We start from the raw sequence: 26,260 nt of genomic DNA on the forward strand, positions 1-26,260 counted from the left end.
TGTGCAAACATTGAATTCTGCGCTGAAAAACCACTCCGGAAACGGCGCGAGAAAGAGAGCAGGTGAGTATCATGACCACTTTCGTATCAAGACTGCGCCAGTCTACGGCGGCAGCTGTTCTGGCCCTCACGGCGTCGACTGTCGCCGGCGGAGCCCTGGCAAAGGACCTGACCATTTCAGTTTGGGCAGGCGGATCCAACGACAGCGATGCCTATCGCATTGAAGCCATTGAAATGGCTGCTGACATGCTGGCACGGGAATACGCGATCAATGGCGAAGAGCTGAACATCACCGTGGAAGGCAAGCGTGATTTCGCCGGTTGGGCGGAATTCAAGCAAGCTGTCACTCTCGCGGCAGAAGCCGGCACCGCACCGAACATCGTTGTGACCAGCCACCTTGACATTGCGCCCTGGAGCCAGGCCGGTTTGATTGTTCCAGTCGAGGATTATGTCGACATGGACGCGTGGCCCCTGAACAATCTTTACGACAACCTCGTTGAAATCACTTCTTACAACGGTCAGGTCGTCGGCTTGCCGCAGGATGCCGAAAGCCGTCCGTTCTTCTTCTGGATCGATACGCTCAAGAAGATCGGCTACACTGACGCGGAAATCGAGGCGCTTCCGGCGAAGGTCGAGTCTGGCGAATACACGCTGCAGAATGTGCTGGAAGATGCCAAGAAAGCTGTCGACATGGAATTGGTCGAAGAAGGTTATGGCTTCTATCCGCGCGTTTCCAACGGACCTGACTATGCGCAGTTCTATCAGTCGTTCGGCGGCGAACTGATTGATCCTGAAACTGGCAAGCTGGTCCTCGACAAACAGGCGATGACCGATTTCTACCAGTTCTTCGTGGACGCCGTTGAAGCTGGGGTCACCCGCAAGAACCACATTGGTACCGATTGGGCACAGTGGTATTCGGAAGTGGCTTCCGGCAAGGCGGCTCTCTGGCATGGTGGCACATGGCACTATGCGCGCTACACCGGCAAGGAAGGCCTGGATGATTTCTTCGGCAACATTCAGTTCACGCTGATCCCTGCAGGCAACGAAAACGGCCGCGCCAATACCATCACCCACCCGCTTGCCTATCTCCTGACAACCCAGGACGATGAAGAGGCCGTGGAGATCGCTGCACAGCTGATCAAGATCGCGTCCGAGCCACGCATCAATTCCCTGCACGCGATCAAATCTGCGCATCTCGGTATCTCGAAGGAACAGTCCAACATCGAGCTTTACGCAAATGACCGTTGGGCAGCAGAGGCGACGGATCGTCTGCTCGGCCACGCGAACGCCCAGCCGAACCATCTGAAATACGGCCAGTTCTCCGAACTGATGTTCAAGGGTCTGGAAACAGCCTGGACCGGCACCAAAACACCGGCGGAAGCGGTTGCTGAAGTTGAAGCTGAAATGCAGGCGACGCTCGGCGACGATCTGATCGTTCGTTAACTGCACCAACGACGGCCGGGCGGCGTTTCACTCCCTTTGCTGCCCGGCTGTTTTTCCAGAGGTTCATTATGCGCCGCGCTGACCTTTTCGGCCTGTGTTTCATGGCACCGGCAATCGTTCTTTCCGTGCTGTTCTTTCTCGTGCCTGTCCTTCTGACAGGTGTGTTTTCCTTCACCTCGATGAGCACATCCACCGGAATTACCGGAGGGGCCTATGAGGTCTCTCAGGACACTGTCCGGCGGCTGCGGGAAGACGGTCTGCAGCCGGACGTGATCGAAAGCCTTGAAAGCAATATCTACCGGGTCGATGCTGCCGGGATAGCAGACGTAAAGGCGGCTTATGGAACTGAATTTGCCAATGCGATCGAAAAGTCCCTTCTCGACCAGAGCTTTGAGGGGCGACGGGATCTGGAGCGCGCGCTCAAGAAAATCAGATCGAGGCCCAAATCGACACGCGAGCTGAAAAAGGCGGCTGATCTTTTCAAACGTTCCATCTTGAACACCCGCTATTCGAACCGTGAAGACTTCCTCGAAGGGTTGCATGAGCTCGATCTGAATCTGACACCGGAAGAGACCGAGATTATCACCAAAGACGCCTATACCGGCTGGGTCTGGACGACGGAAAATTATTCCCGGATGGCGTCTTTGCCGTCGACCTACCGGGCCGCATCCAATACGGGCGTTTATGTCGGCTTTACCCTCGCATTCAACATTGGGTTCGGTCTGTTTCTTGCGATCACGACGTTCTATTTGCCAGCCGGACAAGCGGCGGCGTTTCGCACGATCTGGTTCCTGCCCAGGATCCTGCCGCCGGTGCTTTATGTGCTCTTATGGAAATGGATGACCTGGGATACGGGGTTCCTGTCGACACTGTTGAGCTTCTTCGACGTTGCGCCAAGAAACCTCATGCTGGACACCGCCTATCACGCCTGGGTCGTTGTCATTCTGATCAACGGATTCGTCGGGGCGTCGATGGGCATGATCCTCTTTTCCAGTGCCATACGCGCCATACCCTCCTCCATGCTTTACGCCAGCGAGGTCGACGGCGCCAGCAGATGGCAACAGGTCTGGTACATCATCCTTCCGCAGCTGCGCTGGCCGATCCTGTTCACGACCGCTTATCAGACGCTCTCGCTGCTCACGTCATTCGAATACATCTACCTGTCGACCGACGGTGGTCCCGGCAGCGCAACGGATGTCTGGGCGCTTTATTCCTTCAAGATTGCGCTCAACAACTATGGCGGAAACCTCGAATACGGCTACGGCGCATCCCTGGCAGTCGTTCTCGTGATCATCGGCATCGTGGCATCGCTGATGTATCTGCGCCTTTTCGACTTCAAGACCATGATCAGCAAACCTCGGATCGAGCAGTAGGAGTCGGAATGTCGAGCAATTTCAAAACCTGGCCAATTCTGCTGGCGCTTGCGCTGACCTCGATGCCACTGGTTATCATGTATGTCTATCTCGTGATCGACACGATCACGGTCAGCCCGCCCGGCTCACTCATTCCGAGCGGCTTTACTTTTGAACACTGGCGGTTCATCTGGGAAACACCGGAGGCCGGCCGGACGTCAATCTGGGCGGTCACGCTCAACACCTTCATTTTCGCCTGTGTTTCAACCCTGCTGGTTCTGTCGGTCTCTCTGACGTCCGGGTATGCACTGTCCAGGCTCAACATGCCGTTCCGTGGCTTGTTTCTGGCAAGCCTGATCATCCTGCATGCCTTTCCAACCATCACGCTGATCATCGCGATCTTTCTGATCCTTCAGATGATTGGCCTCTACGACACGCTGGTTGGCGTGATCCTTGTAAAGGCTGCGCTCGAACTGCCGTTCGGCATCTGGATCATGAAGGGCTTTTACGACACGGTGCCCTGGGAGATTGAAATGGCGGGCCTCCAGGACGGCGCCAGCCGGTTTACCGTCTGGTACAAACTGGTTCTCCCGCAAGTGCAGCCTGGTCTCACCGCTCTTGGCATCTTCGCCTTCTTGTCAGGGTGGAGCGAATTCATACTGCCGCAGGTTCTAGCACCCGGAGCAGATGCCCAGGTTCTCGGCGTTTATCTGCAAAATCTCATCGTTGACGACGTTAAGCCCGACTTCAACATGTTCAAGACAGTCGGCGTCTTTTATGCGCTGCCGGTTATCCTGATCTATCTGATCTTCAACAAGAAACTCATGAACATCTATGGCGGAGGCACGAAGGGCTGATGCGCATTTCAATCGAAAACTTCACCAAGACCTTCGGCGACACAACGGTCATTGACAACATGTCGCTGGACATCAAAAGCGGCGAGATGCTGGCACTGCTCGGGCCCTCCGGTTGCGGCAAGTCCACCACTTTGTTCGCCATTTGCGGCATTCACCGAATGAACGGCGGCCGGCTTCTTTTCGGAGACAAGGATGTAACCAAGGTCTCTTCGCAAAAACGAAATGTCGGAGTGGTGTTTCAGAACTATGCCCTTTATCCGCATATGAACGTCTATGACAACATCGCCTTTCCGCTGAAGGTCCGAAAGCAAAGCAAGGCGGAAATCGACCGGAAGGTTCAGGAGATTGCCGCATTGGTTCACATCGGTGAACTCCTGCAGCGCCGGCCGGCGCAGCTCTCCGGCGGGCAGCAGCAACGCGTTGCATTGGCGCGGGCGCTGGTCCGCAAGCCGGACATTCTTCTTCTCGATGAGCCGCTTGCCAACCTCGATGCAAAGCTGCGCCTGGAAATGCGCTCCGAAATCCGGCGGATCCAGCTTCAAACGGGGATCACGGCCGTTCTCGTGACCCATGATCAGGTGGAGGCCATGTCCATGTGCGACCGGATCGCCATCATGGACAAGGGCAGGATCATGCAACTGTCGTCACCAAAGGAGATGTACGCGGACCCCTCTTCTGATTTTGTTGCCGGCTTTCTTGGAAACCCTCCGATTGCCTTTCTTGAAGGCAGCGCGGATGAAGCAGGCTTCAGGCTTGCAAACTCGGAAGTCACCCTGCCGGTACCCGCGGGCATTACGCTTCCCGGGCAAGGCGCAGCAATGCGGTTTGGTATTCGCCCGGAATTCTTTCAGCCGGACAACGCGTTAAAGGTTACGGGCAGGATCAGTTTCGTGGAAACCCAGGGCCGCGAGGAGCTTTACGACGTTACTTTGGAAAACGGCGCGGTCCTGCGCTCGATCCAGACACAGGGTGGCGGCTATAGGGTTGGCGACGAGGTGACCTGGGGCATCGCAGCGGACCGGATCCTGGCCTTCGGGCCGGATGGCGTCCGGCTTTGACGGTGAATCGATGGCTGCCTTTCAACCCGGAAAAACCTGGATCCACCGGCACGATGGACCACCGCTCGCAATAGCGCATCGCGGCGCGAGCGCCTATGCTTTCGACAACACCATGCGTGCCTTCAGGATCGCGCATGAACTTGGCGCCGAGATGTGGGAAGTCGACGTTCGGCTGACGGCAGATGGCATTCCGGTTGCCTTTCACGATGAAGATCTTTCCAAGACCTGCGGTTTAGCTGATCCGGTCAGCGCGCTTTCAGCGGAAAAACTGTCGCAATTGACAACGTCTGCCGGTCGTCCGGCGCCCAGATTTTCAGAGGTTGCCACGCTGGCGTCGGAGCTAGGTGCTGGTATCTACCTTGACGCTAAGGAAGGCAGAGCCGCGTCTCTGGCGATCGAGTGCCTGATCGAAAACGGGATCGAAAAGGTCATCGTCGGCGCCAACACCTCCGACTATGCCTCAGAACTTGTTGAAAGCGACTGCCCCTATCCGGTTTCTATACTCGTCGGGCTGGGCCTTGATCCCTTCGCCCTTGCGCGTGAGTGCCGCGCCGAGATCGTGCATCCGTGCTGGGAACGTGCGGGCGAGCGTCCTGACCGCTTGCTGGACGAGGCTTTCTTTCAAACCGCAAAGTCGATGGATCTCCCGGTCGTGACCTGGCACGAGGAGCGCGCCGACGTTCTCGCAGAACTTGTCAGGATGCCGGTTCTTGGCATCTGTTCCGATCAGCCGGAAATGGTGTCTGCACTGAGCTTTGAAACCGGCAGGATCCCCGAAATCGTTTGCCACCGCGGAGCTTGCCGAATTGCGCCGGAGAATACGCTTGCCAGCGCGCGGGCAGCCTGGGATGCCGGATTTGAGTACGTCGAAATCGACGTGCGTCAATCGGTGGACGGGCATCTTGTGGTCCACCATGACGAGACACTCGACCGGACAACGACGGGTTCAGGGCCTCTAGCCAACGCAACGCTGGAGGAACTCGGGAAGCTGGATGCGGGATTAAAGTTTGATCCCTTTTTCAAGGGAGAACCTTTACCTGAACTTGCCGGATACGTTGATCTTGCGGCCGCGACTGGCCGCAAACTCTATGTCGAGATCAAGCAGGCGGACGCGCTGGCCGTTGTCGAGACCGTCCTCGCTCGAATCCCGCCGGACAACGCATTTTTCTGGTCCTTCGATCAGGAGCTGCTGAAAACAATCCGCCGCGTAGCTCCCGCAGCCCGCTTGATGGCACGCCCTGAAGACTATGAGACGCTGAACGAATGCATGGCGGCCTTCGATGCCGACATCATCGAGTTCAACGCACGAAACGCAAACCTTGGGGATTTTGCTGCCGTCCGCTCTACCGGGCGCAAGGTAATGGTTGCTTATATGGGCAGCGATCCTAACGTGTTTTCAGAGCTCGCCCAGTTTCAGCCGGACATTTTCAATGTCAACGAGCCATTCCTCGCGCGGCGGATCCTGTTCGAAAAAGATAAAAATCGGAACAAAGAATGACTGACCAGGGGAGCCCCAGGAAACAGGTCAACTCCTTCGACGTGGCCAAACTTGCCGGCGTATCACGTTCGGCCGTGTCGCGGACATTTACCGATGGGGCCAGCGTATCGGAGGAAACGCGCAAGAAGGTCATCAAGGCGGCCCGTGAACTCGGTTACAGGGTCAATGTTCTGGCACGCTCGCTGCACAAGCAGAAGTCGGATCTTGTGGGCGTGGTTGCCGCGGACCTGGATAATCCGTTTCGTGCCGAGCAGATTGATCTTCTGTCCCAAGGACTGTTGGAACGTGGCTTCAGACCAATTCTGCTGCGCGGTGACCCCTCGGCCGATGTTGCCGACCTGATCGGTTCATTGCTGCAATACAGCGTTGCCGGCGTAATCGTCACATCCGACACGCCACCGGAAGAAATCTGCCGGGAATGCCGGGAAAACGGGGTTCCGCTGGTCGTGGTCAACAAGAGCGATCCCGGCGCACCGGTTGACCGGGTCGTGACCGATTTCGAAGCCGGTGGACGACTTGCGTTCGAGCACCTTGTGGCTAGCGGTTGCCGGAAACTTGCCGTCGTCACGCCTGAACGCTCGTCTTTCTCCATCAACGGCCGCGCCCTGGCATTCGAGCAAATCGCCAACGATGCGGGCATACCGGTCATCCGCATTGCCTGGGGAGCTCAAACTTACGAGGGCGGTCTGGAGGCGTCAACTTATGTCAATCGCGTCAGAAGCGAAGTCGACGGTCTGTTCTGCACCGCGGACTATCTTGCCCTCGGCGTGCTGGACGGATTGCGCCACGACCATGGGATCAAGGTCCCGGAGGAGATCCAGCTGATTGCCTATGACGACATCGTTCAGGCTTCCTGGAGATCCTACGACATGACGACCATCGTTCAAAGCCGCCGGGAGCTGTGCGAGATCACGCTTAATCTCCTGATGCAGCGGCTCGAGAAACCGGAGCTGCCGCAACAGGTTGAAGTCTGTGGCGTATCGCTAAAGCAGCGGGGAACCACCTTTTCAAACTAGGGTGATCGTGCCAAGCGGCACTCAGTCTGGTGCGATCAAATGCCTGACCTTCGGGGCGTCGGATCCTTGATGGAACTTGCGAACCTCTTTCTGCAAATCCGCGTCTGTCTGGGTCACACGATCATGCTGACGCAAATGATCGAGCCAGCTTGATACAACGAAACTCTCCGTCCATTGCTCCTCGTTTTCTGCATCCTGGAAAATGTTCCAGTCAACCGCTCCGTCGCGCCGCCTCTGTGCGGAAAACCTGCGCAAGGCCGTCAGGAACGCATCGGTGTCTTCTGCTTTTATCCTGTAGTCGATCAGGATCATGACCGGACCTCTGTCCGCCGCGAGTTCGTCCGAGGCGATCGGAGCGGGCCAATGCGCGGAGGGCGTCAGGTCGAGCGAACCGACCGATGTCAGCGGCACGTTTCGCACAAGCGCAAGCATCACCAGCAAGACGACAGCTGCTGCGAGAAGCGCCGCCGGGATCCCCGCGAACGACGCCACCTGGCCCCAGATCACGCTGCCAAGACTCATGGAGCCGAAGAAAACCGTGAGGTAAATGGAAAGCCCGCGTGCACGGACCCATTCAGGCAAGGACGCCTGGGCTGAGACATTCAGGCTCGAAAGCACGGCGATCCAGGCGAAACCGGCAAGCAGCGAGACCGCGTAGGCAGCAATGGCCGACGGCACAAGAGCGAAGACGGCCAGCACCAGGGCCGTGCCGATCGTTCCCGCCGCGACCGTGTTGTCGGCGCCGAGCCGCTTGCGGATCTTCGGCAGAAACAGAGCCCCGAGCACGGCACCCCCGCCGACACACCCAAGCAGCATGCCGTAGAGGCCGGGGCCGCCTGCCAGGAGGTCCTTCGCGATCAGCGGCAACATGGCCCAGTAGGCGCTTGCAAACAGGAAGAAGGCGATGGCGCGCAGGAGCGTCGACTTGAGCGCGGGACTGTGCAGGGCATAACGCACGCCCGTCTGGATGGCGCTGAAGACTGGTTCGGGCGGCAAGCGCTTCTCGGATTTGCTTTCCGGTTTCCAGAAAACCAGAGCGGCAAGAATGCCGACGAAGCTGAGCGCGTTGAGAGCGAACGGAGATGCCAGACCGACAGCCGTAATCAAGACGCCGGCGAGCGCAGGACCGATCGCGCGGCTGATATTGATCCCCATCGAATTGAGCGCGACGGCGGAGGAGAGGTCCTTTTTCGGAACAAGACTTGGCACGATCGCCTGCCAGGCAGGCGCTACAAAGGCGGCTCCGGTTCCAAGCAGGAACGTAAAAAGCAACAGGAGTTCGACGGTTGCCTGCCCGCTGGCAACAACAAAGGCAAAAAGCCCGGCGACGATACCCATCAGCAAGTTCACGATCAGAAGAAGCCGCCGACGATCGACAATGTCCGCGACGGCGCCGGCCAGCAGGGCGAACAGGAAGACGGGTAACGTTGTTGCGGCCTGCACCAGCGAGACCATCACCGGACTTGGCGACAGTGTGGTCATGAGCCAACCGGCCCCGACATCATGCATCCACGTTCCCACATTGGAGATGACCGTCGCCGTCCACAGCATCGCAAAGGGCAGGGATTGAAAGGGCGCCCACGCGCCGCCGTCCTTGTCGGCAGCCGGTGTCGTTTCAACCTTGGTAGACATGGAAACCCTCCGGGGTAAATTCGCTCTTTCGGAATGGTGGCGCAGTCGCGGTAACGGGACGCAGCGTTCAGTCCTGGATAAGATCAGCAGTTACGACAACCGACATGCCGGGACGCAATATGCGGTCCGGGTTCGGAACAACCGTGAAGACGGTCAGCGCTCCGGACGTCTCGTCGACGGTCGCGCTTGCAAACTCAGGGGTGAGCCCTTCCGCAACTGTTTCTCCGCTTTGCAGCCGGACGGCCAAGGACAGTCTCGGGAACAGGTCTTCAAGGGTTTTCGCATTGGACGTGCGAAGCGTCGCGATACGCGTTTCGTACGGCACCTTGTAAGCCACGAGAACGGGGTCCAGTTGCACGATCCTGGCAAGGGGCGGACCGGCTTCTGCTTCCAGAAACGCGCCAAGCGCCGCGGATGGCCGGCTGATGATGCCCGCGATCGGTGCTCGGATGGTCGCCTTTTCAAGCGCTAGTTCCGCCTGATTCAATTGCGCCGCGGCGATCAGGCGGCGCGCGTCCGATGCGGCCAGAAGAGCGGTCGCATCGTCCAGGCTGGCGTCCGAGGCAACATTGCGCTCCGAAAGGGTTGTGAGCCGGGACGCCCGTTGCTGCGCGGCCGCAAGCTGGGCGTCCGCGGCTTTCAATTGTGCTTCGGCCATCTGCACGTCGATGTCGAGCGAGCGCGTGTCCTGCCGCATCAAAGCCTGACCGGCGCTCACCAGCTCGCCTCCCTGAAACAGGATTTCGGTAAGTTGCCCATCGGTTCCCGCGGACAGAACAGCGGTTTCGCGCACTTCAACAGTTCCGTCGAACACAAGCTCTTCGGCCTGCGATGGCGTCATCGGAAGAAGAATAAACAGGAGACCCAGAACACTCAGAGGTCTGGTTTTGCGTTGCCGCGTTGTGTCGGTCATCTCGCTCGCCTTGCTTAACTGCTGTTTCGGATCGGCCGGTCGGGTGCCTCGGCCCCGTTCCCGGACTTGGCGGTGGCGAAAGACTTGCTGTCCAGACAATGTGCGGCAGCTTCTTGAACCGTGAGCTTCGATTTCGCCCATGAGACGGCGGTTTCTCCGACCAGCATGCCCAAGAGCCCGAGCAAGGCGATCACCGGTGGTGCGGGCGAACGGGTTCCAAGGAGCGCATAGAGCACACCAACGCCGAGCCCGATGGCCAGAGAAACGAGATAAGGCGTGTAGTTCATATCTGCCTCCTTCCGGCTCAAACGAAGCTCTTGGCGTCAACCGGCGCACCTGGAGCGCCAAAGAACGGGATGGGCGACCAGTCCGGCAATTCCGGTAAAGGTGGCGGTGCGTAGTGCGACAGGGAGTCTTTCGCATGGACAACCTTCCCACCGGACAGTGTCAGATCTGAGGTGATATCCGCGATTTCACTTTCTTCGACGGCAAAGTAGTCGCGGTCGAGCACCGCAAGATCGGCAAGCTGACCTGCCGCGATCTGACCCTTGATGCCCTGCTCGCGGCTGAACCAGGCACCCGCAGCGGTCCAGTGGCGCAGGGCGTCCTCACGGCTCAGACGGTTCTCCTTCGCCCAGATGAGGTCACCGCCGCGTCCTTTGCCCGACACCGCCCAGTGAATGGCGAGCCAGGGATTGTAGGACGACACGCGCGTGGCGTCGGTTCCAGCCGCAAGCGGCACGCCGGAGGCCATCATCTTGCGGACCGGCATGACCTCCCTCAACGCATCTTCGCCGTAGCGCTCGCGGTAGGCGGTCGCCTGAAAGGCGATGCGGTTCTGGTAGGAAATGCCGCCGCCCAGGCGGGCAACCCAATCCATGGTTTTCTCCGAGATCGTTTCCCCGTGATCGAAGATCCAGTTGAGTTCCTCAAGACCCTTGTCGCGGCCGACCTCCTCGAGCACCGTAAGAAGGCGGTGGGCGCTTTCCTCATAGGTGCAGTGAAACCGGATCGGCCACCTGTTCTCCAGAAGGAATTCGAGAACAGGCCTGAGATCGCCTTCCATGCGCTTCGGCAATTCAGGGCGCGGATACGAGAAATCCTCGAAATCATAGGCGGATGCGACCAGCATTTCACCGGCCCCGACACACTTCAGGTAATTGTTGCCCTGATCCGGTTTCACCATGTCATGCCAGCGCTTGAAGTCGTCGAGCTCGGAGAGCGGGCGCTGCGCGAAAAGCTGGTAGCCGATCCGCACGGTCTGCTCACCCCTGCGGTTCAGCTCGGTGATGACACCGTAATCATCCGGGTAGTTCAGAAAGCCTCCGGCGCAGTCGAGTGCAGAGGTCAGGCCAAGCCCGTTCAAGGCCCGGAAATAGTGTTTCGTCGACAGGATCTGCTGCTCGAAATCGAGCTTCGGCGCCAAGTCGAGTAGCGCGTAGAGCGGCTGCGCGTTCGGGCGCGCGAGAGCAAGTCCCGTCGGATTGCCATTGTCGTCGCGTTCAAGCCGGCCCGATACGAATGGCTCATAATAGTGGCTGTCGATGCCGAGCGCGCGCAGGGCGGCTTTGTTCAGCCAGGCACGGTCGTAAAGATGCAGCACATAGACAGGTACATCGGGCGCGACCGCGTTGATCTCGTTGATCGTCGGCAACCGTCTTTCCGCGAATTGGTCTGCGGACCAGCCGCCAACGACGCGGATCCATTGTCCGGCAGGTGTCCGGTGTGCCTGTGCCTTGAGCATGGCAAGGCCGTCGGCAAGTGAAGGAACGTTGTCCCACCTGAGTTCCATGGCGAAGTTGTTGCCCTGCCGGATGATATGCGTGTGGCTGTCGATGAGGCCGGGAATGGCCCGCTTGCCCTCAAGGTCGATCACGATGGTGTCGTTGCCCTTGAGCCGCAGGATATCCTCGTCGGTGCCGACCTCCAGGATTGTTTCGCCTGCAATTGCAACGGCCTCTGCGACCCGACCCTGCGCGTCGAAAGTCGTGATTTTTCCATTGGTCAGGATCAGGTCTGCTTCGGTCATGAGAACTCTCGGGAAAGAACGGGAATTGAAGTCTTCCGGAGACCGGTGTCTTGAACCGGTCTCCTATTGGCGCTGCTAGAGGGATCGTGTGTCGCCGAATGTGATCACCGGTGACCAGTCGGGGCTGACCGGCGGTACATGCCGCAGGTCGTGATGCGCCAGATCATCCTTGGCGAACACCACCTTGCCGTCGACGGCCGTCAGCGCAGATGTGATGCGGGCGATCTCTGCGTCCGTCACCGCGAAATAATCACGGTCCAGGATCGTAAAATCCGCAAGCAGTCCCTCGGTGATGGCGCCTTTCTTTCCTGCATCTCCGGTGAACCAGGAAGAGCCGGTCGTCCAGACACGCAGGGCTTCTTCGCGGGTTAGCAGGTTGGCATCATCATACATCCGCATGCCGCCGCGCGAGAGACCGGTCGCCATCCACTGGAGGGAGTACCAGGGATTATACGAGGTTACGCGGGTCGCATCGGTGCCTCCGCCCAACGGCACGCCAAGGTCCATGATGAACCGGAAGTTCGGTGTCTTCTTCAGTTTCTCAGGACCATAGTTGCGCACGAAGTCCTCGGCCTGGAACTGAAGGCGGTTCTGCAGCGCAATCCCGCCGCCAAGTTCCGCGATCCTTTCAAGGTTTCTTTCCGAGAAGGTTTCGACATGGTCGATGAACCAGCCGTCGACAAGGCCCGCACCCTTGGCGACGTCTTCATACACCTTGAGCAGGCGATCTCCGGTTTCGTCATAGGTGATGTGCTGACGGAACGCCCAGCCTTTTTCACCCAGCAGGGTCATGATCTTGTGCTGGATTTCTTCTGCATCGCGGTCGATTTCTGGCCGCGGGTCACCGAAGATCTCGTAGTCGTAGGACGCCCAGGTCAGGTTTTCCCCCGCACCCACCAGCTTCAGCATGTCGTCGCCGGCTCCCGGCGTGAAGCGGGATGTCCAGTCCGTATAATCATCGAACTCGCGGCCTTTGACCTGCGGGAACGTATGATAACCGATACGCGTGGTCAGCAGGCCTTCGCTGTGCATGTGGTTGATGATCTTGTAGGGATCCGCATCCGGAAACTCCATACCGCCACCGCCCGCATCCGACACGGACGTGATGCCGAGCGAATTCAGTTCATCCATGTATTGCATGGAGGAGTTGATCTGGTCGCGGATCGAAAGCTTGGGGGCCTGGCTCAGCGTTTTGTACATCAAGAGCCCGGAAGGTGCCGCCAGAAGGCGCCCTGTCGATGCTCCGTTTTCGTCCTTCTCGATAATGCCGCCCGGATAGGTCGAGTGATCAGCCTGATCGTAGTTGAAATACGAGATCGCCCGGCTGTTGAGCAGTGTCATCTTGTAAAGGTAGTGGATCAGAACCGGGTGGTTCGGTGCGACACTGTCGAGCTCTTCGATGGTGGGCAGACGTTTTTCCTTGAACTGAAACTCGGAAAAACCGCCGGCGACCCGGATGAACTGCCCATCGGGCGTCCGGTCCGCCTGCACCCGCAGCAGGTGCAGCGCTTCTTCCAGACTGTCTGCAGCATCCCAACGGACTTCAAGATTGTAGTTCACACCGCCTCTGATCGAGTGGGTGTGGCTGTCGATCAGGCCCGGGATGACGCGTTTTTTGTTCGCGCGGATCACTTGCGTGAACGGACCGATCAGCGGGGCAATGTCGGCTTCGTCGCCGATGGCGATGAACCGGCCGCCGCGCGCGGCAAACGCTGTTGCTTCCGGACGCGTCGGATCCATTGTTGTGATGCGTCCGTCGAGAACGACCAGATCCGCAAAATCGCCTGTGGCCTGCGCGTAGGCCGTCGACAGGGAACTGGAGGCCAGGAGCGCGGACGCACCCTGGAGAAACTGACGGCGGTGAAGAGGCATGACTTGTCTCCTGCCGCTTTGCAGCGGCGCGTGAAGTGTTATCGATGGGGAACCCTGCCAGCGTCAGTTCGCCGGGCGCTGGCCTTGGGTTTCAGGTTCGTGCGTTAAGCGGCTGCAACGGCGGCCGTTGCAGGGACCGGGTCGAGGCGTTCTCCGTGAGTGACGCGCTCAGGTGCCTTGTGAACCATGGTGTAGGCGTAATCGACGCCCATGCCGTAAGCACCGGAGTGCTCCTTGACGACGTCGAGAACCGGATCGTAGGTCTCCTTGCGGGCCCAGTCGCGCTGAAGCTCCAGAAGGACCTGCTGCCATGTGACCGGTACGACGCCGGCCTGGATCATGCGCTGCATGGCCATATCGTGTGCATTCTGGGATGTGCCGCCGGAGGCGTCTTCGACCATGTAAATCTCGTATCCACCTTCCCCGATCGCATCGAGCGAAAACATCAGGTTGCAGACTTCGGTCCACAGGCCGGACACGATCACTTTCTTGCGGCCGTTCTTCGCCAGCGCGTCACGCACTTTCTGATCGTCCCAGGAGTTCATGGAAGTGCGCTCCAGGAGCGGTGCATCCGGAAAGACAGCGAGAAGTTCGGGGTAGGTGTGGCCGGAAAAGCCATCGGTCTCGACGGTGGTGATCGTAACGGGCAGGTTGAACACCTTTGCGGATTTTGCGAGCGCCACCGCGTTGTTCTTCAGGGTCTGGCGATCGATGGACTGAACGCCGAATGCCATCTGCGGCTGATGGTCGATAAAAATAACCTGTGCGTTTTGCGGCGTCAGCAATTCGAATTTCTCGGACATTCCAATCTCCATAACTTCATGTGCAAACAGGGTTTTTGGTTCGCTCGAGACAGGAGATAGGTGCTGCCATCTGGAAATATTTCATCTTTCGTGCATATGTTTTACAGGAAATTGCGGACTGGAAATCGGCGCATGTAAAGCGCGTCAAATTGGACTGAACAATGGGTCGTCACGCCTTTAAGAACGAACCTGAGCATTGCCGGATTTATCGGCAGATCCGTGAAGAAGATGCCATTCCGGAACTTTTCGGGATCGACGAGCGCTGGAACATGCCGGTGGTACGGCACAGGGCAAGTCTTGGTCAGGGCATACGCTTCGACGGGGTCGGTCACTACATCCTGACCTATCATATTGGTGGCGCGAATGCGCGCCGCCTTGACTTGAACGACGGCTTGTCGATTGCAAGCCAGGGTGCGCTTTCGCTGCAAAGGCCGAACAGTGCGGGGGTCTTTGCTTCGAACGGCGTTGTTGACTATGCCCACTTCTATTTCAACCAGGGGCTTCTTTGTGAGATAGCGGACGAGCTGGACGGCGCGGAAATTGCCGAACCGGACGACTTCTTTGCCCTGTTCGACGCCGCGGCAGCAAGCGATTCTGCCGCCTATGTTCAGCGTGCTGCCAATCGGGAGGATCCGCCGACCTCCATCGAGATGGACAGCCGCGCCTACTTGCTGGGTCTCGGCCTGCTGCGTGCCGTCCGTTCCCGGTCCGGGCACGTTGCCAGTCTCAGCCAGGTCAAGCCAGGCTGCATGATGCGTCCCGTGCTCGATCTTATCGAAGATCGTATAAGCGATCCGTTGCGCCTGACCGATCTAGCGCAGACGATCGACATGAGCCCGTTCCATTTCACACGGGTGTTCAAGACCGAAATCGGCCTTTCGCCTTCCAAATATCTTGCAAAGCGTCGGGTGGAGCGCGCGCGGGATCTCATTCAGGAATCGTCATTGCCCTTGGCGGAAGTTGCCTTTCGGACGGGTTTTTCCAGCCAGGCTCACATGACGAACCGCATGAAGGTGGAGCTCGGTTATACGCCTGGTGAATTGCGCAAGGGGTGACAAATCAATCACCGGTGTAGCCGTTGAAGAGAATATGCACCTTCATGGCGCGAGCGCGGTCGCCGGCTTCCTTGAACGCATCGTGCGCCTTTTCAATCGGGAACGAAGGGCTGATGATTGGAGCCACATCTATGGTGCGACTGTTGATTGCTTCAACGGCGGCGGCAAACTCCCCGTGAAAGCGGTGTGTTCCCCTGACCGTGATTTCCTTGCTGACAATCAGATTGAGCGGCATCGGGGTGTCCCCGGCGACACCAACGGCAACCAGGGTCCCGCGCGGCCTGAGACAGGTCAATGCATCCCTGATCGCCGCAGCTGATGCAGAACATTCAAACGCCACATCGAACTGTCCCTTGTCCGTTTTGTACGGATCGAGACCGCCGGGTTCGGCTGCCAGGTTGACCGTCTTATCCGCGCCCATCCGTTCTGCGACGCTAATCGGCATCGCCTGGAGATCCGTTGCGACGATTTCGGCTGCGCCGGCATCTCTGGCCACGGCAACGCAGAGGGAGCCGATCGGCCCCGCCCCGGTTACAAGAACGCGTTTCCCGGCGAGATCGGGAGCCTGCGCGCGTGCATGCAGGCAGACGGCAAGCGGTTCGGCACACGCGGCAGCGCGGACAGGAACATCCCGGTTGAAACGGTGGACCTGACTTACGGGAACCACAACCTGTTCGCGGAAGAGGCCCTGTTCATGCGGCAACCGGTAGGCTGAGCCCATGAAGCGCATCTCCAGGCAGTGAACCTGTTTTCCCTCCCTGCAATAAACGCAGTGCCCGCAGGGTTGGCTCGGATTGATGGCGACAAGGCTGCCGGTTTGGATCGTGTCGATACTCTCGCCGGTTTCAACGACGCGGCCGGCAGCTTCGTGTCCCATCGCGATTGGTTCCCTGACGCGCACCGGACCAAACCCCCCATGATCAAAATAATGAAGGTCTGAGCCGCAGATACCGCCAGCCAAAACAGCTATTTTCACGTCGCCGGGTCCGGTCACCGGCTCGGACTGGGTTTCGAGCCTCAGATCATGGATACCATGCAGCACGCAGGCACGGGAGGTCATGACGGGTCCTATCCGAATATGAGATTTGGCAGCCAGGTAGCCAGCGCCGGGATGAAAGACACCAGCAGAAGGACGATGATGTTGCTCAAGAGAAAGGGCAGGATGGCCCTGACCACCGGCGACAGCGGCAATCTTGCAATGCCTGCGCAGACGAACAGGCAGACCCCGACCGGTGGCGTTGTCAGTCCGATCATCAGGTTCAGCACGGCAAAAGTTGCGAAGTGCAGCGGTTCGATGCCAACGGCCTGCGCGAGAGACAAGAGCGGAACGAACAGAATGATCAGCGCAGCAATTGTCTCCATGAACATGCCGACAAAGAGCAGCAGCAGGTTGATGATCAGCACGACGAGAATTGGATTGTCGGTAATCGAAAGCACGGTTCCGGCAATTGCCTGCGGTATCCGCTCCGAGACGAGAATCCAGCCGAAGACGTTGGCAAGACCGACCAGCGCCAGGATCGAGGCTGCCGAAACGGCACTGTCCGCGATGATCTTCGGGACTTTCTTAAGCGGAAGTTCGCGGTAGACGAATGCCCCGACAACAAAGGCGTAGACGCTTGCGACAACCGCGGTCTCCGTGGGTGTGGCGATGCCGCTAAGAAGGCCATAAATGATGATGGCCGTCATCGCGATCGCCCAGAAGGCACTTGCGAAGGCGCGGATAAGTTCACCTGTGCCGCGCCAGGGCTCTCGCGGAAAGTTGTTTCGCCGCGCAATGACATAACAGGTGACCATCATCGCGATGCCCATCAGCAGCCCCGGAACGGCACCTGCCATGAACATCTGGCCGACGGAAATGCCGCTGAGCGCACCGACGATGATCATGGGGACGCTCGGAGGAATGATCGGTCCGACCGTGGAAGACGCAGCCGTTACGGCTGCCGAGAAGTCTGCCGGGTAGCCGGCCTTCTTCATGCCGGGGATCATGACGCCGCCAATGGACGCCGCGTCCGCGACGGCCGTACCGGTGATGCCGCCGAAGAGCATGGAAGCACCGATGTTTGTCAGCCCCAGTCCGCCACGGACCCAGCCGACCAGCGCATTGGCAAACCGGATGATCCGTTCTGTAATGCCGCCGTTGTTCATCAGGTTTCCGGCCAGAATGAAACCCGGAATGCTCAGGAGAACAAAGACGTCGATCCCGGCATAGACTTTTTGCGGAACAACCACGAGTGGGATGCCCGAGACGAGCAGATAGCTGAGGGAGGACAGCCCGAGGGCTATGGCAACAGGGATGCCGATAATGAGCGAGCCGATAAAGACGGCGAAAAGTACGAACACCTCCAAGGTCAGACCTCCTGCTCGGCTTTTGAAAATTCGACGTGCAGGAGCGTGAGAACGGCGCGCATCACGGCAAAAACAAAAAGAAGGAGAAACAGCAGAAAAACGCTGAAATGGACAAAGGACATTTGCAGACCCATCGCGGGAGACTTCTGGAGAAATCCGATTTGAACGTATTTCCAGGCACCCGGGAGGAGAATGGCGGCAAGAAATGCGGTCGCCAACGATGCAACAATGTTCAGGATGCGTGGCCACGGATCGGGCAGGGCGTCACAGACAATATCGACATTGACAAGGTCACCGCTCATCAGTCCAAGCCCGACACCGAGTGCAGTCATGTAGATCAGGGCAAATCGGGTGAGTTCTTCCGTCCAAACCGGAGAGTCTCCGATTGCACGGCCCAGGACCTGGGTGAGGACAGCGATGATCAGCACCATGAAGGCGATGAGAACACCTGCGCGGCACAAAAGCTCGAGCACGCGATAGACTTGCAAGATGACCTTCATGAAACGACCTGAAGAAAGGCCCGCCGCCTTCATCACGTGGCGGCGGGCAAGTTTGGGAGGAAACTATTTCTGGCTGTTGAAGAGGTTTTCCACGATCGGTTTGATTTCATCGTTCACATTGGCCAGGACGGCGTCTTTCGCTGCTGCTGCATAGGCAGCACCATCAACCTCGACAAAGGTCATGCCGTTTTCTTCCAGGTAGGCACGGTCCTCGGCAAGGCTGGTTTCAAGAAGGCCGCGCTCGAATTCCTGGGCACGTTTCGCAGCTTCAAGAACATGCGCCTGGTCTTCCGGGCTCAGATTTTGCCAGGTGGATTCAGCGATAGTCAGGTAGATCCAGGACCGGACGTGCTGGGTCAGGTTCACATGGGACTGGACCTCGTTGAAATTGGCGGACCGGATCAGGGCCAGCGGGTTTTCCTGCGCGCCGATGGTGCCGTTCTGAAGGCTTGTGAACACTTCGGAGAAGGCCATCGGGGTCGGTGCGGCACCAAGAGACTTCCATACGTCCACGAAAAGCGGAACGTTGGGCACACGCATCTTCAGGCCTTCAAGCTGATCGGGAGCTGCAATGGCCCGGTTCGATGTGAGATTTCGCGGACCGCGTGCAAAATAAGCGATCGGCCGGATTTGCGCCTTCTCGATGATTTGCGCCTCGATCTGGTCGCCGATTTCTCCGGAGGCAACTTCATCCATGTGTTCTGTTGAGGCATAGGCATAGGGCACTGCCAGAAGAGCGGCCATCGGCGCCCAGTTCTGGAGGCTTTCTCCGGTGATCGTCATGTCGACCGTGCCGAGCTGCATGCCGTTGATCAGGTCGATTTCCTTGCCGAGCGACTCGTTCGGATAAACTTCGACCGCAATACGGCCATCGGTCAGAGTGGAGAGCTCCTCGCCGAATTTGATCGCCGCCTTGTGCCAGGCATTCTGTTCATTCGCCAGATGGCCAAGTTTCAATGTGGTGTCCTGTGCGATCGCAGCACCGGCTACGACCTGTGACAAGAGGCAGGCGGCGAGGAAATTGCCGAATCTGAATGTCATGACTCTCACTCCCGTTTGGATGATGATCCATCAGTCGCCAGATCCTCGCAGCGATCGAAATAGACCTGATTTCTCTTTATGATCTGGGGCAGAGTCTTGAGGATCTCGTTCAGATGGTTGCGCATGACCCGGGAGGCTGCATCCGGGTTTCCCGCGTCTATCTGATCAACAATGGCGGTATGCTGATCGATCAGCTTGGCAAATGGAAAGAGTTCGAAACTGAGGAACCGGACCCGGTCCATCTGGCTTTTCAGTCCTTCCACAAACTGCCACGCAACGTCCTTTCCAGCCGCCTCCGCAAGCGTGCGGTGGAATTTTTCATCTTCATTGATGAAGTTTGCTGAGGACGCTTTTCCGATCTTGGCCTGATGCCGCAATTGCGAGCGCAATTCCTTTATCAGGGCCGGCTGTGGATCCTGTGCGAGCAATCGCACAATATCGGCCTCGACCGCTTCCCGAACGAACCGTGATTGCAAAACGGTCGGGTAATCGATCTTGGTGACAAGCGTGCTGCGTTGCGGCCGGATCAGGAGCAACCCCTCTTCGGCCAGCTTGATGAACGCTTCGCGAACAGGTTGCCGGCTGATGCCATAGCTTTTGGCGATCTCTGCCTCGGACAGCTTGCTGCCCGGCGGGAGGTCATTCTTGACGATCCGTTCACGCAAAATGCGCCGCACCTGCGGCGCGATCGCAAGCGTATCGTCAAGCCACGTATCAATTCTGACTTCGTTCAACACGAGAAGTCCTCCCGGATCAGTTATCTGCCATACTGCCATACTAGTCAACAATAATTTGACAAGCGGCTGCCAAGCCTTCAAAAAATACGTTACATGTTGTTCCGACGGTATAGGAGGGAACCGGCTTGCGCGAAACATGGAGATGGTTCGGACCAGCAGATCAGGTTTCGCTGGATGATGTTGCACAGGCCGGTGCCCGCGGGATCGTCACGGCGCTGCATCACATCTCACCGGGAGAAGTCTGGTCGCCGGAAGAGATTGCCAGCCGTCAGGCAACGATCCGGCGCAAATCCGCGCATCTGCCTGAGCCGTTGGAATGGGAAGTCGTCGAGAGCCTTCCGGTTTCCGAGGACATCAAGCGGCAAACGGGCAATTGGCGCGACCATATTGAGGCTTACAAGACCAGCTTGTCTCATCTGGCGGCAGCCGGGATAAAAGTCATCTGTTACAACTTCATGCCGGTTCTCGATTGGACGCGAACCGATCTGGCCCATGTTGTGCCGAACCGGGCTACATGCATGCGTTTCGATCTCGCTGACTTCGTGATGTTTGACGTGTTCCTACTGAAGCGCGAGGGTGCGGCATCCGACTTTCCCGAAGATGTGGTCGAAGCCGCACAGCAGCGTTTTTCACAGACCGACGACACCTTCAAGGCAGCGCTCGTGAACAACATCATATGCGGCCTTCCCGGTGGCAACGACCAGCTCGCGCTAGATGACATCCGGGCGCATCTGGCGGCCTACGAACCCGTCGATCGGGCAGCATTGTCCTCTCATCAGTCTGCGTTTCTGGAGCTTGTCGCGCCTCACGCGCAGTCGCTCGGGCTGCGGCTTTGCTGCCACCCGGACGACCCGCCCTACAGCCTCCTCGGACTGCCCAGGATCATGTCGACTGAAGCAGATTATGCGCGCCTGGTTAAGACGGTGGATTTGCCGGCAAACGGCATAACTCTTTGCTCCGGGTCGCTCGGTGCCCGGGCCGACAACGATCTTCCCGGCATGATGCAGCGCCTCGGCGGGCATGTTCACTTCCTGCATTTACGCAATGTTGCGCGCGAGCATGACGCGGTGTTTGGTTCGTTTCATGAATCGGAGCATCTTGACGGCGACGTCGACATGGCGGCGCTGATTGCAGCGGTTCTTGAAGAAGAGGAAAAGCGCCGCGAAAGAGGCAGAGACGACAGCTCAATCCCGTTCCGCCCTGATCATGGACAGGACATTCTGGACGATCTGTCCCGTCGCGCCCAACCCGGCTATCCGGCGATAGGCCGGTTGAAGGGCCTCGCCGAGTTGCGCGGTGTCATTGCGGGTCTGTCTTATTCCGCAAGGCACGAAGCTGCCGGGTGACCCGCAGGTGATCAGTTATTGTCGCTGTGGGCGCGCAATTCACTGATCATCCGGGCGTTGTCGAGTGCAATGACACTCTGGTCTGCGAATGTTTGCGCAAGAGCCGTTGCCTGCGCATTGAACGGTCTGACCTGTTGGCGGTAGATGGTGAATGCACCGACAAGTCGGTCGCCCGAGAGCATCGGGATAGCGACAAAGGATCGGGCTCCACCCAGGTCAGCCGTTGCGTTGCGCAGCGGGTTGTCCGTGCGGTAGAGACCTTCGGAGCGGACATCAACGATGTTGATGATGTCATGCACCGTTTCCATCCGTCCAAGACCGGTGCCTTTGCCGACGGAAAAGACGTCCTGCTTCACGAGCCAGTCCTGAAAGTTTTGCGGAATACCGCGCGTGAAGCCGGCCGAGAAACTCTGGTCTCCGTGATATTCGAACAGGATCCCGCATTCGGCATCGCACAGCTCCAGGGCGTGGCCGAGGATCGCGGCCATGACCTGCTCCGTATCGCCGCGTGAACGGCTGATAATGCTCAGGACTTCGCTCAGGGCCCTTTCCCGTCCGATGGCCTCTTCCAGACTGAGCGCCAGCTCGGAAATGACGGCTGCGTGGTCGGTCTCATTTTCATTTGGCGCGCTGGCGCCTTCCAGACGGGCATGCAGTTCCAGTTTGGAAGAGACTTCGAGCTTGCGGTAAATCGTGGAGAGATGCGTACGCACGGTCGAGGGCGCGATGTGCAGGCGTTCCGCAATCGCGTGATAGGTCTGACCCTGCGCATAGTCGCGGGCGATTTCCAATTCGCGCGGACTGAGTATCGTGTCTGGCTGCACCTGTTCGCGCCCCCCGCTGTTCCAGCGCATCCTGCGACGTCTCTTTGCAACGTGCAATCCCACAGGAACTCACGCTGAATACTGCACCGGTGCGCAGAAAATACCGCATCTGCATGATATCGGCCCCATGGCAGCGCTCCTATGCTTGGTCACATGGAAGATCAGATGACTGAAATTGGACGCTCAACAAATCTCTGTCGGCTAAATCGGCGGGCTTTGACCGGCAAGCGCATCGGTTTCGAACCGAAGATCCGGTGTGCCTGATGCGCTGGCGAATGCTTGCCCTGCTCTTCTTTGCTCGGATAGGACTCGGGTTTCAGTTTCAGACTGCCGTTTCCGTTGGCGATGATCTGGTTACTGTCTTTGGGATCGATTTTTCGGAAGTTGGCATTCTGATTGGCCTGTTCATGGTACCGGGTCTTTTTCTCGCATTACCTGCGGGCATGTCTGGCCGGTATGCGTCCGATCGCGTTCTTGCATTTGCCGGATTGGGTGCACTTGCCCTGGGTGGCCTCTTGAGCGGGTTTGGTCCCGGTCCGGTGATGATCGGTTTTGGACGGCTCATTGCGGGCGCGGGGTTTCTTTTCTCAACGCTTTATTTCACCAAAATGGTCGCCGACTGGTTCGAAGGCCGGGAAATCTCGACTGCAATGAGCATTCTTGTCATGAGCTGGCCCTTTGGGATCGCGATGGGTCAGGTCGGGCATGCCTATCTGGCCGATCTGCAAGACTGGCGGCTGCCGTTCGTCGTTGCGTCACTCTACTGCGCGGTGGCTGCTGCCGGCGTTCTGCTGCTCTATCGCGCACCGGATGGAAAGCCGGCTGAGCCGGATGAAAGCTCCAATCGTTTGAGCGGCCGGGAGTGGCAATTGATCCTGCTTGCCGGTACTGCCTGGGGCGTGTTCAACGCCGGATATGTCGCCTATCTCTCCTTCGCGCCGCAGATGCTGGAAGAACTCGGTCACGCACCGCTTCAAGCCGCGGCACTCGTCAGCATCGCCAGCTGGATCATGATTTTTTCAGGTGCAGTATGCGGTCAGATTGTCGATCGGTTCAATCATCGCGATCTTGTACTGATCGTCTGCATGACCGGTGCTGTTGCGTCGCTCTGGCTGGTTGGAATTTCGGGAGCGGGCCTGGCGGCAAGTCTTCTGTTTGGGCTTGTCGGCATGGCTCCGGCCGGCGTCATCATGGCCCTCTCAGGCGAGGCGGTGGCACCCGCGCGGCGCGCCTTCGCAATGGGAATCTTTTTCACCGTCTACTACGCCATCATGGCCGCAGGACCGCCCCTGTCCGGCTGGATCTACGAACGGGCATCGACTGCGGGTGCTTCATTGGCCTTCGGAATGGGTATGTTTGCACTTGTCGTTCCGGCCGTATTGATGTTTCGCCTGGTACGGCTGAGCGGCCGGGCAGATGCGCCCAGAGAGGACATTGGATGAAAATTCGAAAAACGATTTTGATTGAAGAAACCGTCGAGACCGACGAATTCGGAGTGGCCTGCGATCCGTTGGTCCGCATGGCAGCGCTCGCAGTTCTTGAGAATCCGTTCGCCGGAATTGACGCTGACGACCTGTCCGAACTCTTCGAAACAGGCGCAGCGCTCGGAGACCGGCTTGCGACCAAGATCATGAGCCATTTGGATGGAGCGCCGACCGGCTATGGCAAGGCCGCAATCGTGGGTTCTGAGGGCGCCGCCGAACATGGCGCTGCCCTCCTGCATCCCATGCTCGGCAAGCCCGTCCGTGCGGCGATCGGTGGCGGCAAGGCATTGATGCCCTCCAATGTGAAAGTCGCCGCGCTTGGTGAGACCATTGACCTGCCGCTCGGCCACAAGGACGAAGCCTGGGCGTTCAACTTCATTGATACACTGACAGTAGGCATCGCCGACGCGCCCCGCGCGAACGAAATCGTATTGTGTGTCGGTATCGCAAGCGGTGCACGCCCGCGTGCCCGCGTCGGCGACGGCCCCCGATAGAAAACGGCACCGGCCGATGGCCGATGCCGTCTCGGGCGCGCTCGCGCGCAGCCTGCTCTGGCGTTAGCTGAGCGGTTCGTCGTTTACCAGGAACTCGATCGCCGGTATGAGCGCAGCTGGGTCCACGTCGGACGGAATGCCGTTGAGCTCGATGGTGCCGGTCAGATGGGTGATCAGGAGATCTCCATCGTGCGATGCGCCCAAGGAAACTGCTGCCTGGGTGCCGTCGGTGTCCGGATCAGTATCGAATTCAAGAAGGTCTGTGAATTGAAGGCCCTCGGCGCCGGTCGCCGCAATCGCGTCCAGAACTTCGGGGGCGCCATCGCGCAGGTCAAGGACCAGTTTATCCCGGTTGGCATTGAAATCGGCGATCACGTCGTCGCCTTCTCCGTCACGGAAAGGGTTGAAGATGAAGCTGTCGGCTGACCGGCCACCAACCAGGAAGTCGTTGCCTTCTTCCCCTTCAAGGCTGTCTCTTCCACGTCCTCCGTTGAGATAGTCGTTGTCGGCGCCACCTTCGAGCACGTCTTTCCCGCGGCCACCGATAAGATTGTCATTGCCGTCGCCGCCATCGAGGAAGTCGTGTCCGCGTCCGCCGTTCAGGTAGTCGTTGTGGGCGCCGCCTTCGATCGTATCGTTGTTTCTTCCACCGAAGAGATAGTCGTTGCCGTCACCGCCCTTGATGAGATCATTGCCCCTGCCGCCGAAAATGATGTCATGACCGCCAAGACCATTTGCAATGTCGTCACCTTTCCCGAGTGAAATGAAGTCAAAATGATTGGAGCCGATCACGGCGTCCGGACCATTGCCGGTAAACAGGAAACCACCTTTCGCAAATGTGATGTCGTAAGGCAGCAAAACGTTGTCGATGACATGAACGATGCCATTGTCGGCAACAATGCCGTTTTCGGACCCGGCCGGGTTGGCAACGTTGGGGTCGGCAAAACCGTCGTCCTTGTCACCGAGCGAAAGACCGGATGATGTGTCCGGCTCGATCGTCTCGCCCGAAAGGGTCGTGATGCTGCTGCTTCCGGCAACCGCCGCCCCGTCAAGGGCATCGCCCGCGATATGATAGGTCAGGACATTTTTGAGAAAGGCTGTCGGATTGTCGGAAGGCGACAAGAGCTCCGATGCGGCGATAAGGGCCGGAACAACCTTGGTCTCATCGGTTCCAACAGTCGGGTCGAGCGCATTTGCGAGATTGAGGAATGCCTGGTCTGTCGGCGCGAAAACGGTCAGCGTTGAGTTTGGATCACCGGCAGCGGTGACAAGATCCGGAAATGCTCCGAGGGCTGCTGTGAGAATCTGAAAATCGTTACTTCCGCTCGCGATATCGAGGATCGTGTTTGTGGGCATTTTTGCGCTCCCTACTTGCGCCCCATCGCCGCTGTCTACGGTCGATCAGCTCAACAGTTTGCTCGAGCGCACGATTTAGCGTTCACAGTCGCGTGAACGGGTGAGCCAGATCTGCACTTATCCGGAGGCATGAGCGGACGCGTCGGTGTCCAAAGCGCCGGGGTAAGGGCTTGAAAAACATGAGCAGCTCACTCAGGTTACCCGGGTGGGTCTCCCAATAGCGCCTCACCCCAATCTGGAGCAGAACATGTATTTGGCAATGAACCGCTTTTCGATCCTGAAGGGCCAGGAGGAAGCATTTGAACAAGTCTGGAAAGAGCGTGACTCCCGGCTTTCCGAAGTGCCGGGTTTCCAGACATTTCATCTATTGAAAGGGGAGTTTGACGAGGAAAGCGGCACGACCCTTTACGCAACGCATACGGTTTGGTCTGACCGTCAGGATTTCATCGACTGGACGAGATCGGAGCATTTCCGAGCTGCACACAAGAATGCGGGCAACAACAGGCACATGTACGCCGGACATCCGCATTTTGAGGGGTTTGTGCCTGTTCTGAGCGAATAAGACCAGACCTGCGCCAGGCAGCATCGCTGCTTCGTCCCGGGAG

24 protein-coding genes are annotated in these 26,260 nt (G+C 58.4%); 11 read left to right on the plus strand and 13 right to left on the minus strand.

Annotated elements, in window-relative coordinates; all coding sequences use genetic code 11:
• Positions 1–71: 71 nt before the first annotated feature.
• The 6 genes from ABVF61_RS13470 to ABVF61_RS13495 all read left to right on the plus strand — a co-directional run bounded on the left by ABVF61_RS13470 (position 72) and on the right by ABVF61_RS13495 (position 7,223).
• Positions 72–1,442 (plus strand): ABC transporter substrate-binding protein, encoded by a 1,371-nt coding sequence (locus ABVF61_RS13470; protein WP_353994065.1) that lies wholly within the window; start codon positions 72–74, stop codon positions 1,440–1,442.
• Between the two features lie 68 nt (positions 1,443–1,510).
• A complete protein-coding gene (locus ABVF61_RS13475; protein WP_353994066.1) occupies positions 1,511–2,815 on the plus strand; it encodes a carbohydrate ABC transporter permease in 1,305 nt (434 codons plus the stop codon).
• A gap of 8 nt (positions 2,816–2,823) precedes the next feature.
• Complete coding sequence (locus tag ABVF61_RS13480; RefSeq protein ID WP_353994067.1) at positions 2,824–3,651, plus strand: carbohydrate ABC transporter permease; 828 nt, start codon at positions 2,824–2,826, stop codon at positions 3,649–3,651.
• A complete protein-coding gene (locus tag ABVF61_RS13485) occupies positions 3,651–4,709 on the plus strand; it encodes an ABC transporter ATP-binding protein (protein ID WP_353994068.1) in 1,059 nt (352 codons plus the stop codon). The genes ABVF61_RS13480 and ABVF61_RS13485 overlap by 1 nt, the downstream gene beginning before the upstream one ends.
• 10 nt (positions 4,710–4,719) lie before the next feature.
• Complete coding sequence (locus ABVF61_RS13490) at positions 4,720–6,207, plus strand: glycerophosphodiester phosphodiesterase (RefSeq protein ID WP_353994069.1); 1,488 nt, start codon at positions 4,720–4,722, stop codon at positions 6,205–6,207.
• Positions 6,204–7,223 (plus strand): LacI family DNA-binding transcriptional regulator, encoded by a 1,020-nt coding sequence (locus tag ABVF61_RS13495; protein ID WP_353994070.1) that lies wholly within the window; start codon positions 6,204–6,206, stop codon positions 7,221–7,223. Before ABVF61_RS13490 ends, ABVF61_RS13495 begins: the two co-directional genes overlap by 4 nt.
• Before the next feature lie 21 nt (positions 7,224–7,244).
• On the opposite strand, the gene ABVF61_RS13500 is transcribed toward ABVF61_RS13495, so the two are convergent.
• From ABVF61_RS13500 to ABVF61_RS13525, 6 genes are all read right to left on the minus strand, one after another.
• Positions 7,245–8,855, minus strand: coding sequence for an MFS transporter (locus tag ABVF61_RS13500; RefSeq protein WP_353994071.1), 1,611 nt, complete (start codon positions 8,853–8,855; stop codon positions 7,245–7,247).
• A 67-nt stretch (positions 8,856–8,922) separates the two neighbouring features.
• On the minus strand, positions 8,923–9,768 hold the full coding sequence (locus tag ABVF61_RS13505; RefSeq protein WP_353994072.1) for an efflux RND transporter periplasmic adaptor subunit: 846 nt from the start codon (positions 9,766–9,768) through the stop codon (positions 8,923–8,925).
• A gap of 14 nt (positions 9,769–9,782) precedes the next feature.
• On the minus strand, positions 9,783–10,055 hold the full coding sequence (locus ABVF61_RS13510) for a DUF1427 family protein (protein WP_353994073.1): 273 nt from the start codon (positions 10,053–10,055) through the stop codon (positions 9,783–9,785).
• A 17-nt stretch (positions 10,056–10,072) separates the two neighbouring features.
• Positions 10,073–11,797, minus strand: coding sequence for an amidohydrolase (locus ABVF61_RS13515; protein ID WP_353994074.1), 1,725 nt, complete (start codon positions 11,795–11,797; stop codon positions 10,073–10,075).
• A gap of 75 nt (positions 11,798–11,872) precedes the next feature.
• Entirely contained in the window at positions 11,873–13,669 is a 1,797-nt protein-coding gene (locus ABVF61_RS13520; protein ID WP_353994075.1) for an amidohydrolase, read from the minus strand.
• 104 nt (positions 13,670–13,773) lie between these two features.
• Positions 13,774–14,472: a hydrolase gene (locus ABVF61_RS13525; RefSeq protein WP_353994076.1), complete on the minus strand. Its 699-nt coding sequence runs from the start codon at positions 14,470–14,472 to the stop codon at positions 13,774–13,776.
• Between the two features lie 161 nt (positions 14,473–14,633).
• On the opposite strand from ABVF61_RS13525, the gene ABVF61_RS13530 reads away from it, so the two are divergent.
• On the plus strand, positions 14,634–15,527 hold the full coding sequence (locus ABVF61_RS13530; protein ID WP_353994077.1) for a helix-turn-helix domain-containing protein: 894 nt from the start codon (positions 14,634–14,636) through the stop codon (positions 15,525–15,527).
• A 4-nt stretch (positions 15,528–15,531) separates the two neighbouring features.
• On the opposite strand, the gene ABVF61_RS13535 is transcribed toward ABVF61_RS13530, so the two are convergent.
• The 5 genes from ABVF61_RS13535 to ABVF61_RS13555 form a co-directional block, all read right to left on the minus strand.
• Entirely contained in the window at positions 15,532–16,587 is a 1,056-nt protein-coding gene (locus ABVF61_RS13535) for an L-idonate 5-dehydrogenase (RefSeq protein ID WP_353994078.1), read from the minus strand.
• 8 nt (positions 16,588–16,595) lie between these two features.
• Positions 16,596–17,867 (minus strand): TRAP transporter large permease, encoded by a 1,272-nt coding sequence (locus ABVF61_RS13540; RefSeq protein ID WP_353996424.1) that lies wholly within the window; start codon positions 17,865–17,867, stop codon positions 16,596–16,598.
• A gap of 8 nt (positions 17,868–17,875) precedes the next feature.
• Positions 17,876–18,373, minus strand: coding sequence for a TRAP transporter small permease (locus ABVF61_RS13545; protein ID WP_353994079.1), 498 nt, complete (start codon positions 18,371–18,373; stop codon positions 17,876–17,878).
• A gap of 63 nt (positions 18,374–18,436) precedes the next feature.
• Positions 18,437–19,414: a TRAP transporter substrate-binding protein gene (locus ABVF61_RS13550; RefSeq protein ID WP_353994080.1), complete on the minus strand. Its 978-nt coding sequence runs from the start codon at positions 19,412–19,414 to the stop codon at positions 18,437–18,439.
• A 5-nt stretch (positions 19,415–19,419) separates the two neighbouring features.
• The gene (locus ABVF61_RS13555; protein WP_353994081.1) at positions 19,420–20,151 is read right to left on the minus strand and encodes a GntR family transcriptional regulator; all 732 of its coding nucleotides are present in this window, start codon (positions 20,149–20,151) and stop codon (positions 19,420–19,422) included.
• Between the two features lie 125 nt (positions 20,152–20,276).
• Between ABVF61_RS13555 and uxuA the strand changes: the two genes are divergently transcribed.
• The gene (uxuA, locus tag ABVF61_RS13560) at positions 20,277–21,497 is read left to right on the plus strand and encodes a mannonate dehydratase (protein WP_353994082.1); all 1,221 of its coding nucleotides are present in this window, start codon (positions 20,277–20,279) and stop codon (positions 21,495–21,497) included.
• A gap of 11 nt (positions 21,498–21,508) precedes the next feature.
• Here uxuA and ABVF61_RS13565 read toward each other — a convergent pair whose 3' ends face one another.
• Positions 21,509–22,351 carry a LuxR C-terminal-related transcriptional regulator gene (locus tag ABVF61_RS13565; RefSeq protein WP_353994083.1) on the minus strand — a complete coding sequence of 281 codons (843 nt, stop codon included), beginning with the start codon at positions 22,349–22,351 and terminating at the stop codon, positions 21,509–21,511.
• A gap of 233 nt (positions 22,352–22,584) precedes the next feature.
• Between ABVF61_RS13565 and ABVF61_RS13570 the strand changes: the two genes are divergently transcribed.
• Positions 22,585–23,763, plus strand: coding sequence for an MFS transporter (locus tag ABVF61_RS13570; protein ID WP_353994084.1), 1,179 nt, complete (start codon positions 22,585–22,587; stop codon positions 23,761–23,763).
• Entirely contained in the window at positions 23,760–24,299 is a 540-nt protein-coding gene (locus ABVF61_RS13575) for an amino acid synthesis family protein (protein ID WP_353994085.1), read from the plus strand. The genes ABVF61_RS13570 and ABVF61_RS13575 overlap by 4 nt, the downstream gene beginning before the upstream one ends.
• A 63-nt stretch (positions 24,300–24,362) precedes the next feature.
• Here ABVF61_RS13575 and ABVF61_RS13580 read toward each other — a convergent pair whose 3' ends face one another.
• The gene (locus ABVF61_RS13580) at positions 24,363–25,655 is read right to left on the minus strand and encodes a fasciclin domain-containing protein (RefSeq protein WP_353994086.1); all 1,293 of its coding nucleotides are present in this window, start codon (positions 25,653–25,655) and stop codon (positions 24,363–24,365) included.
• A 247-nt stretch (positions 25,656–25,902) separates the two neighbouring features.
• On the opposite strand from ABVF61_RS13580, the gene hmuQ reads away from it, so the two are divergent.
• Positions 25,903–26,217, plus strand: coding sequence for a heme-degrading protein HmuQ (hmuQ, locus tag ABVF61_RS13585; RefSeq protein ID WP_353994087.1), 315 nt, complete (start codon positions 25,903–25,905; stop codon positions 26,215–26,217).
• The last annotated feature ends 43 nt before the right edge of the window (positions 26,218–26,260 follow it).

It is taken from the genome of Roseibium sp. HPY-6 (assembly GCF_040530035.1).
Taxonomy (GTDB): domain Bacteria; phylum Pseudomonadota; class Alphaproteobacteria; order Rhizobiales; family Stappiaceae; genus Roseibium.

Bases quoted from the DNA above. Each gene is read 5' to 3' on its own strand.
- ABVF61_RS13470 (WP_353994065.1), top strand. From the start codon at position 72: ATGACCACTTTCGTATCAAGACTGCGCCAGTCTACGGCGGCAGCTGTT.
- ABVF61_RS13475 (WP_353994066.1), top strand. From the start codon at position 1,511: ATGCGCCGCGCTGACCTTTTCGGCCTGTGTTTCATGGCACCGGCAATC.
- ABVF61_RS13480 (WP_353994067.1), top strand. From the start codon at position 2,824: ATGTCGAGCAATTTCAAAACCTGGCCAATTCTGCTGGCGCTTGCGCTG.
- ABVF61_RS13485 (WP_353994068.1), top strand. From the start codon at position 3,651: ATGCGCATTTCAATCGAAAACTTCACCAAGACCTTCGGCGACACAACG.
- ABVF61_RS13490 (WP_353994069.1), top strand. From the start codon at position 4,720: ATGGCTGCCTTTCAACCCGGAAAAACCTGGATCCACCGGCACGATGGA.
- ABVF61_RS13495 (WP_353994070.1), top strand. From the start codon at position 6,204: ATGACTGACCAGGGGAGCCCCAGGAAACAGGTCAACTCCTTCGACGTG.
- ABVF61_RS13500 (WP_353994071.1), bottom strand. From the start codon at position 8,855: ATGTCTACCAAGGTTGAAACGACACCGGCTGCCGACAAGGACGGCGGC.
- ABVF61_RS13505 (WP_353994072.1), bottom strand. From the start codon at position 9,768: ATGACCGACACAACGCGGCAACGCAAAACCAGACCTCTGAGTGTTCTG.
- ABVF61_RS13510 (WP_353994073.1), bottom strand. From the start codon at position 10,055: ATGAACTACACGCCTTATCTCGTTTCTCTGGCCATCGGGCTCGGCGTT.
- ABVF61_RS13515 (WP_353994074.1), bottom strand. From the start codon at position 11,797: ATGACCGAAGCAGACCTGATCCTGACCAATGGAAAAATCACGACTTTC.
- ABVF61_RS13520 (WP_353994075.1), bottom strand. From the start codon at position 13,669: ATGCCTCTTCACCGCCGTCAGTTTCTCCAGGGTGCGTCCGCGCTCCTG.
- ABVF61_RS13525 (WP_353994076.1), bottom strand. From the start codon at position 14,472: ATGTCCGAGAAATTCGAATTGCTGACGCCGCAAAACGCACAGGTTATT.
- ABVF61_RS13530 (WP_353994077.1), top strand. From the start codon at position 14,634: ATGGGTCGTCACGCCTTTAAGAACGAACCTGAGCATTGCCGGATTTAT.
- ABVF61_RS13535 (WP_353994078.1), bottom strand. From the start codon at position 16,587: ATGACCTCCCGTGCCTGCGTGCTGCATGGTATCCATGATCTGAGGCTC.
- ABVF61_RS13545 (WP_353994079.1), bottom strand. From the start codon at position 18,373: ATGAAGGTCATCTTGCAAGTCTATCGCGTGCTCGAGCTTTTGTGCCGC.
- ABVF61_RS13550 (WP_353994080.1), bottom strand. From the start codon at position 19,414: ATGACATTCAGATTCGGCAATTTCCTCGCCGCCTGCCTCTTGTCACAG.
- ABVF61_RS13565 (WP_353994083.1), bottom strand. From the start codon at position 22,351: ATGCGCTGGAACAGCGGGGGGCGCGAACAGGTGCAGCCAGACACGATA.
- ABVF61_RS13570 (WP_353994084.1), top strand. From the start codon at position 22,585: ATGCGCTGGCGAATGCTTGCCCTGCTCTTCTTTGCTCGGATAGGACTC.
- ABVF61_RS13575 (WP_353994085.1), top strand. From the start codon at position 23,760: ATGAAAATTCGAAAAACGATTTTGATTGAAGAAACCGTCGAGACCGAC.
- ABVF61_RS13580 (WP_353994086.1), bottom strand. From the start codon at position 25,655: ATGCCCACAAACACGATCCTCGATATCGCGAGCGGAAGTAACGATTTT.
- hmuQ (WP_353994087.1), top strand. From the start codon at position 25,903: ATGTATTTGGCAATGAACCGCTTTTCGATCCTGAAGGGCCAGGAGGAA.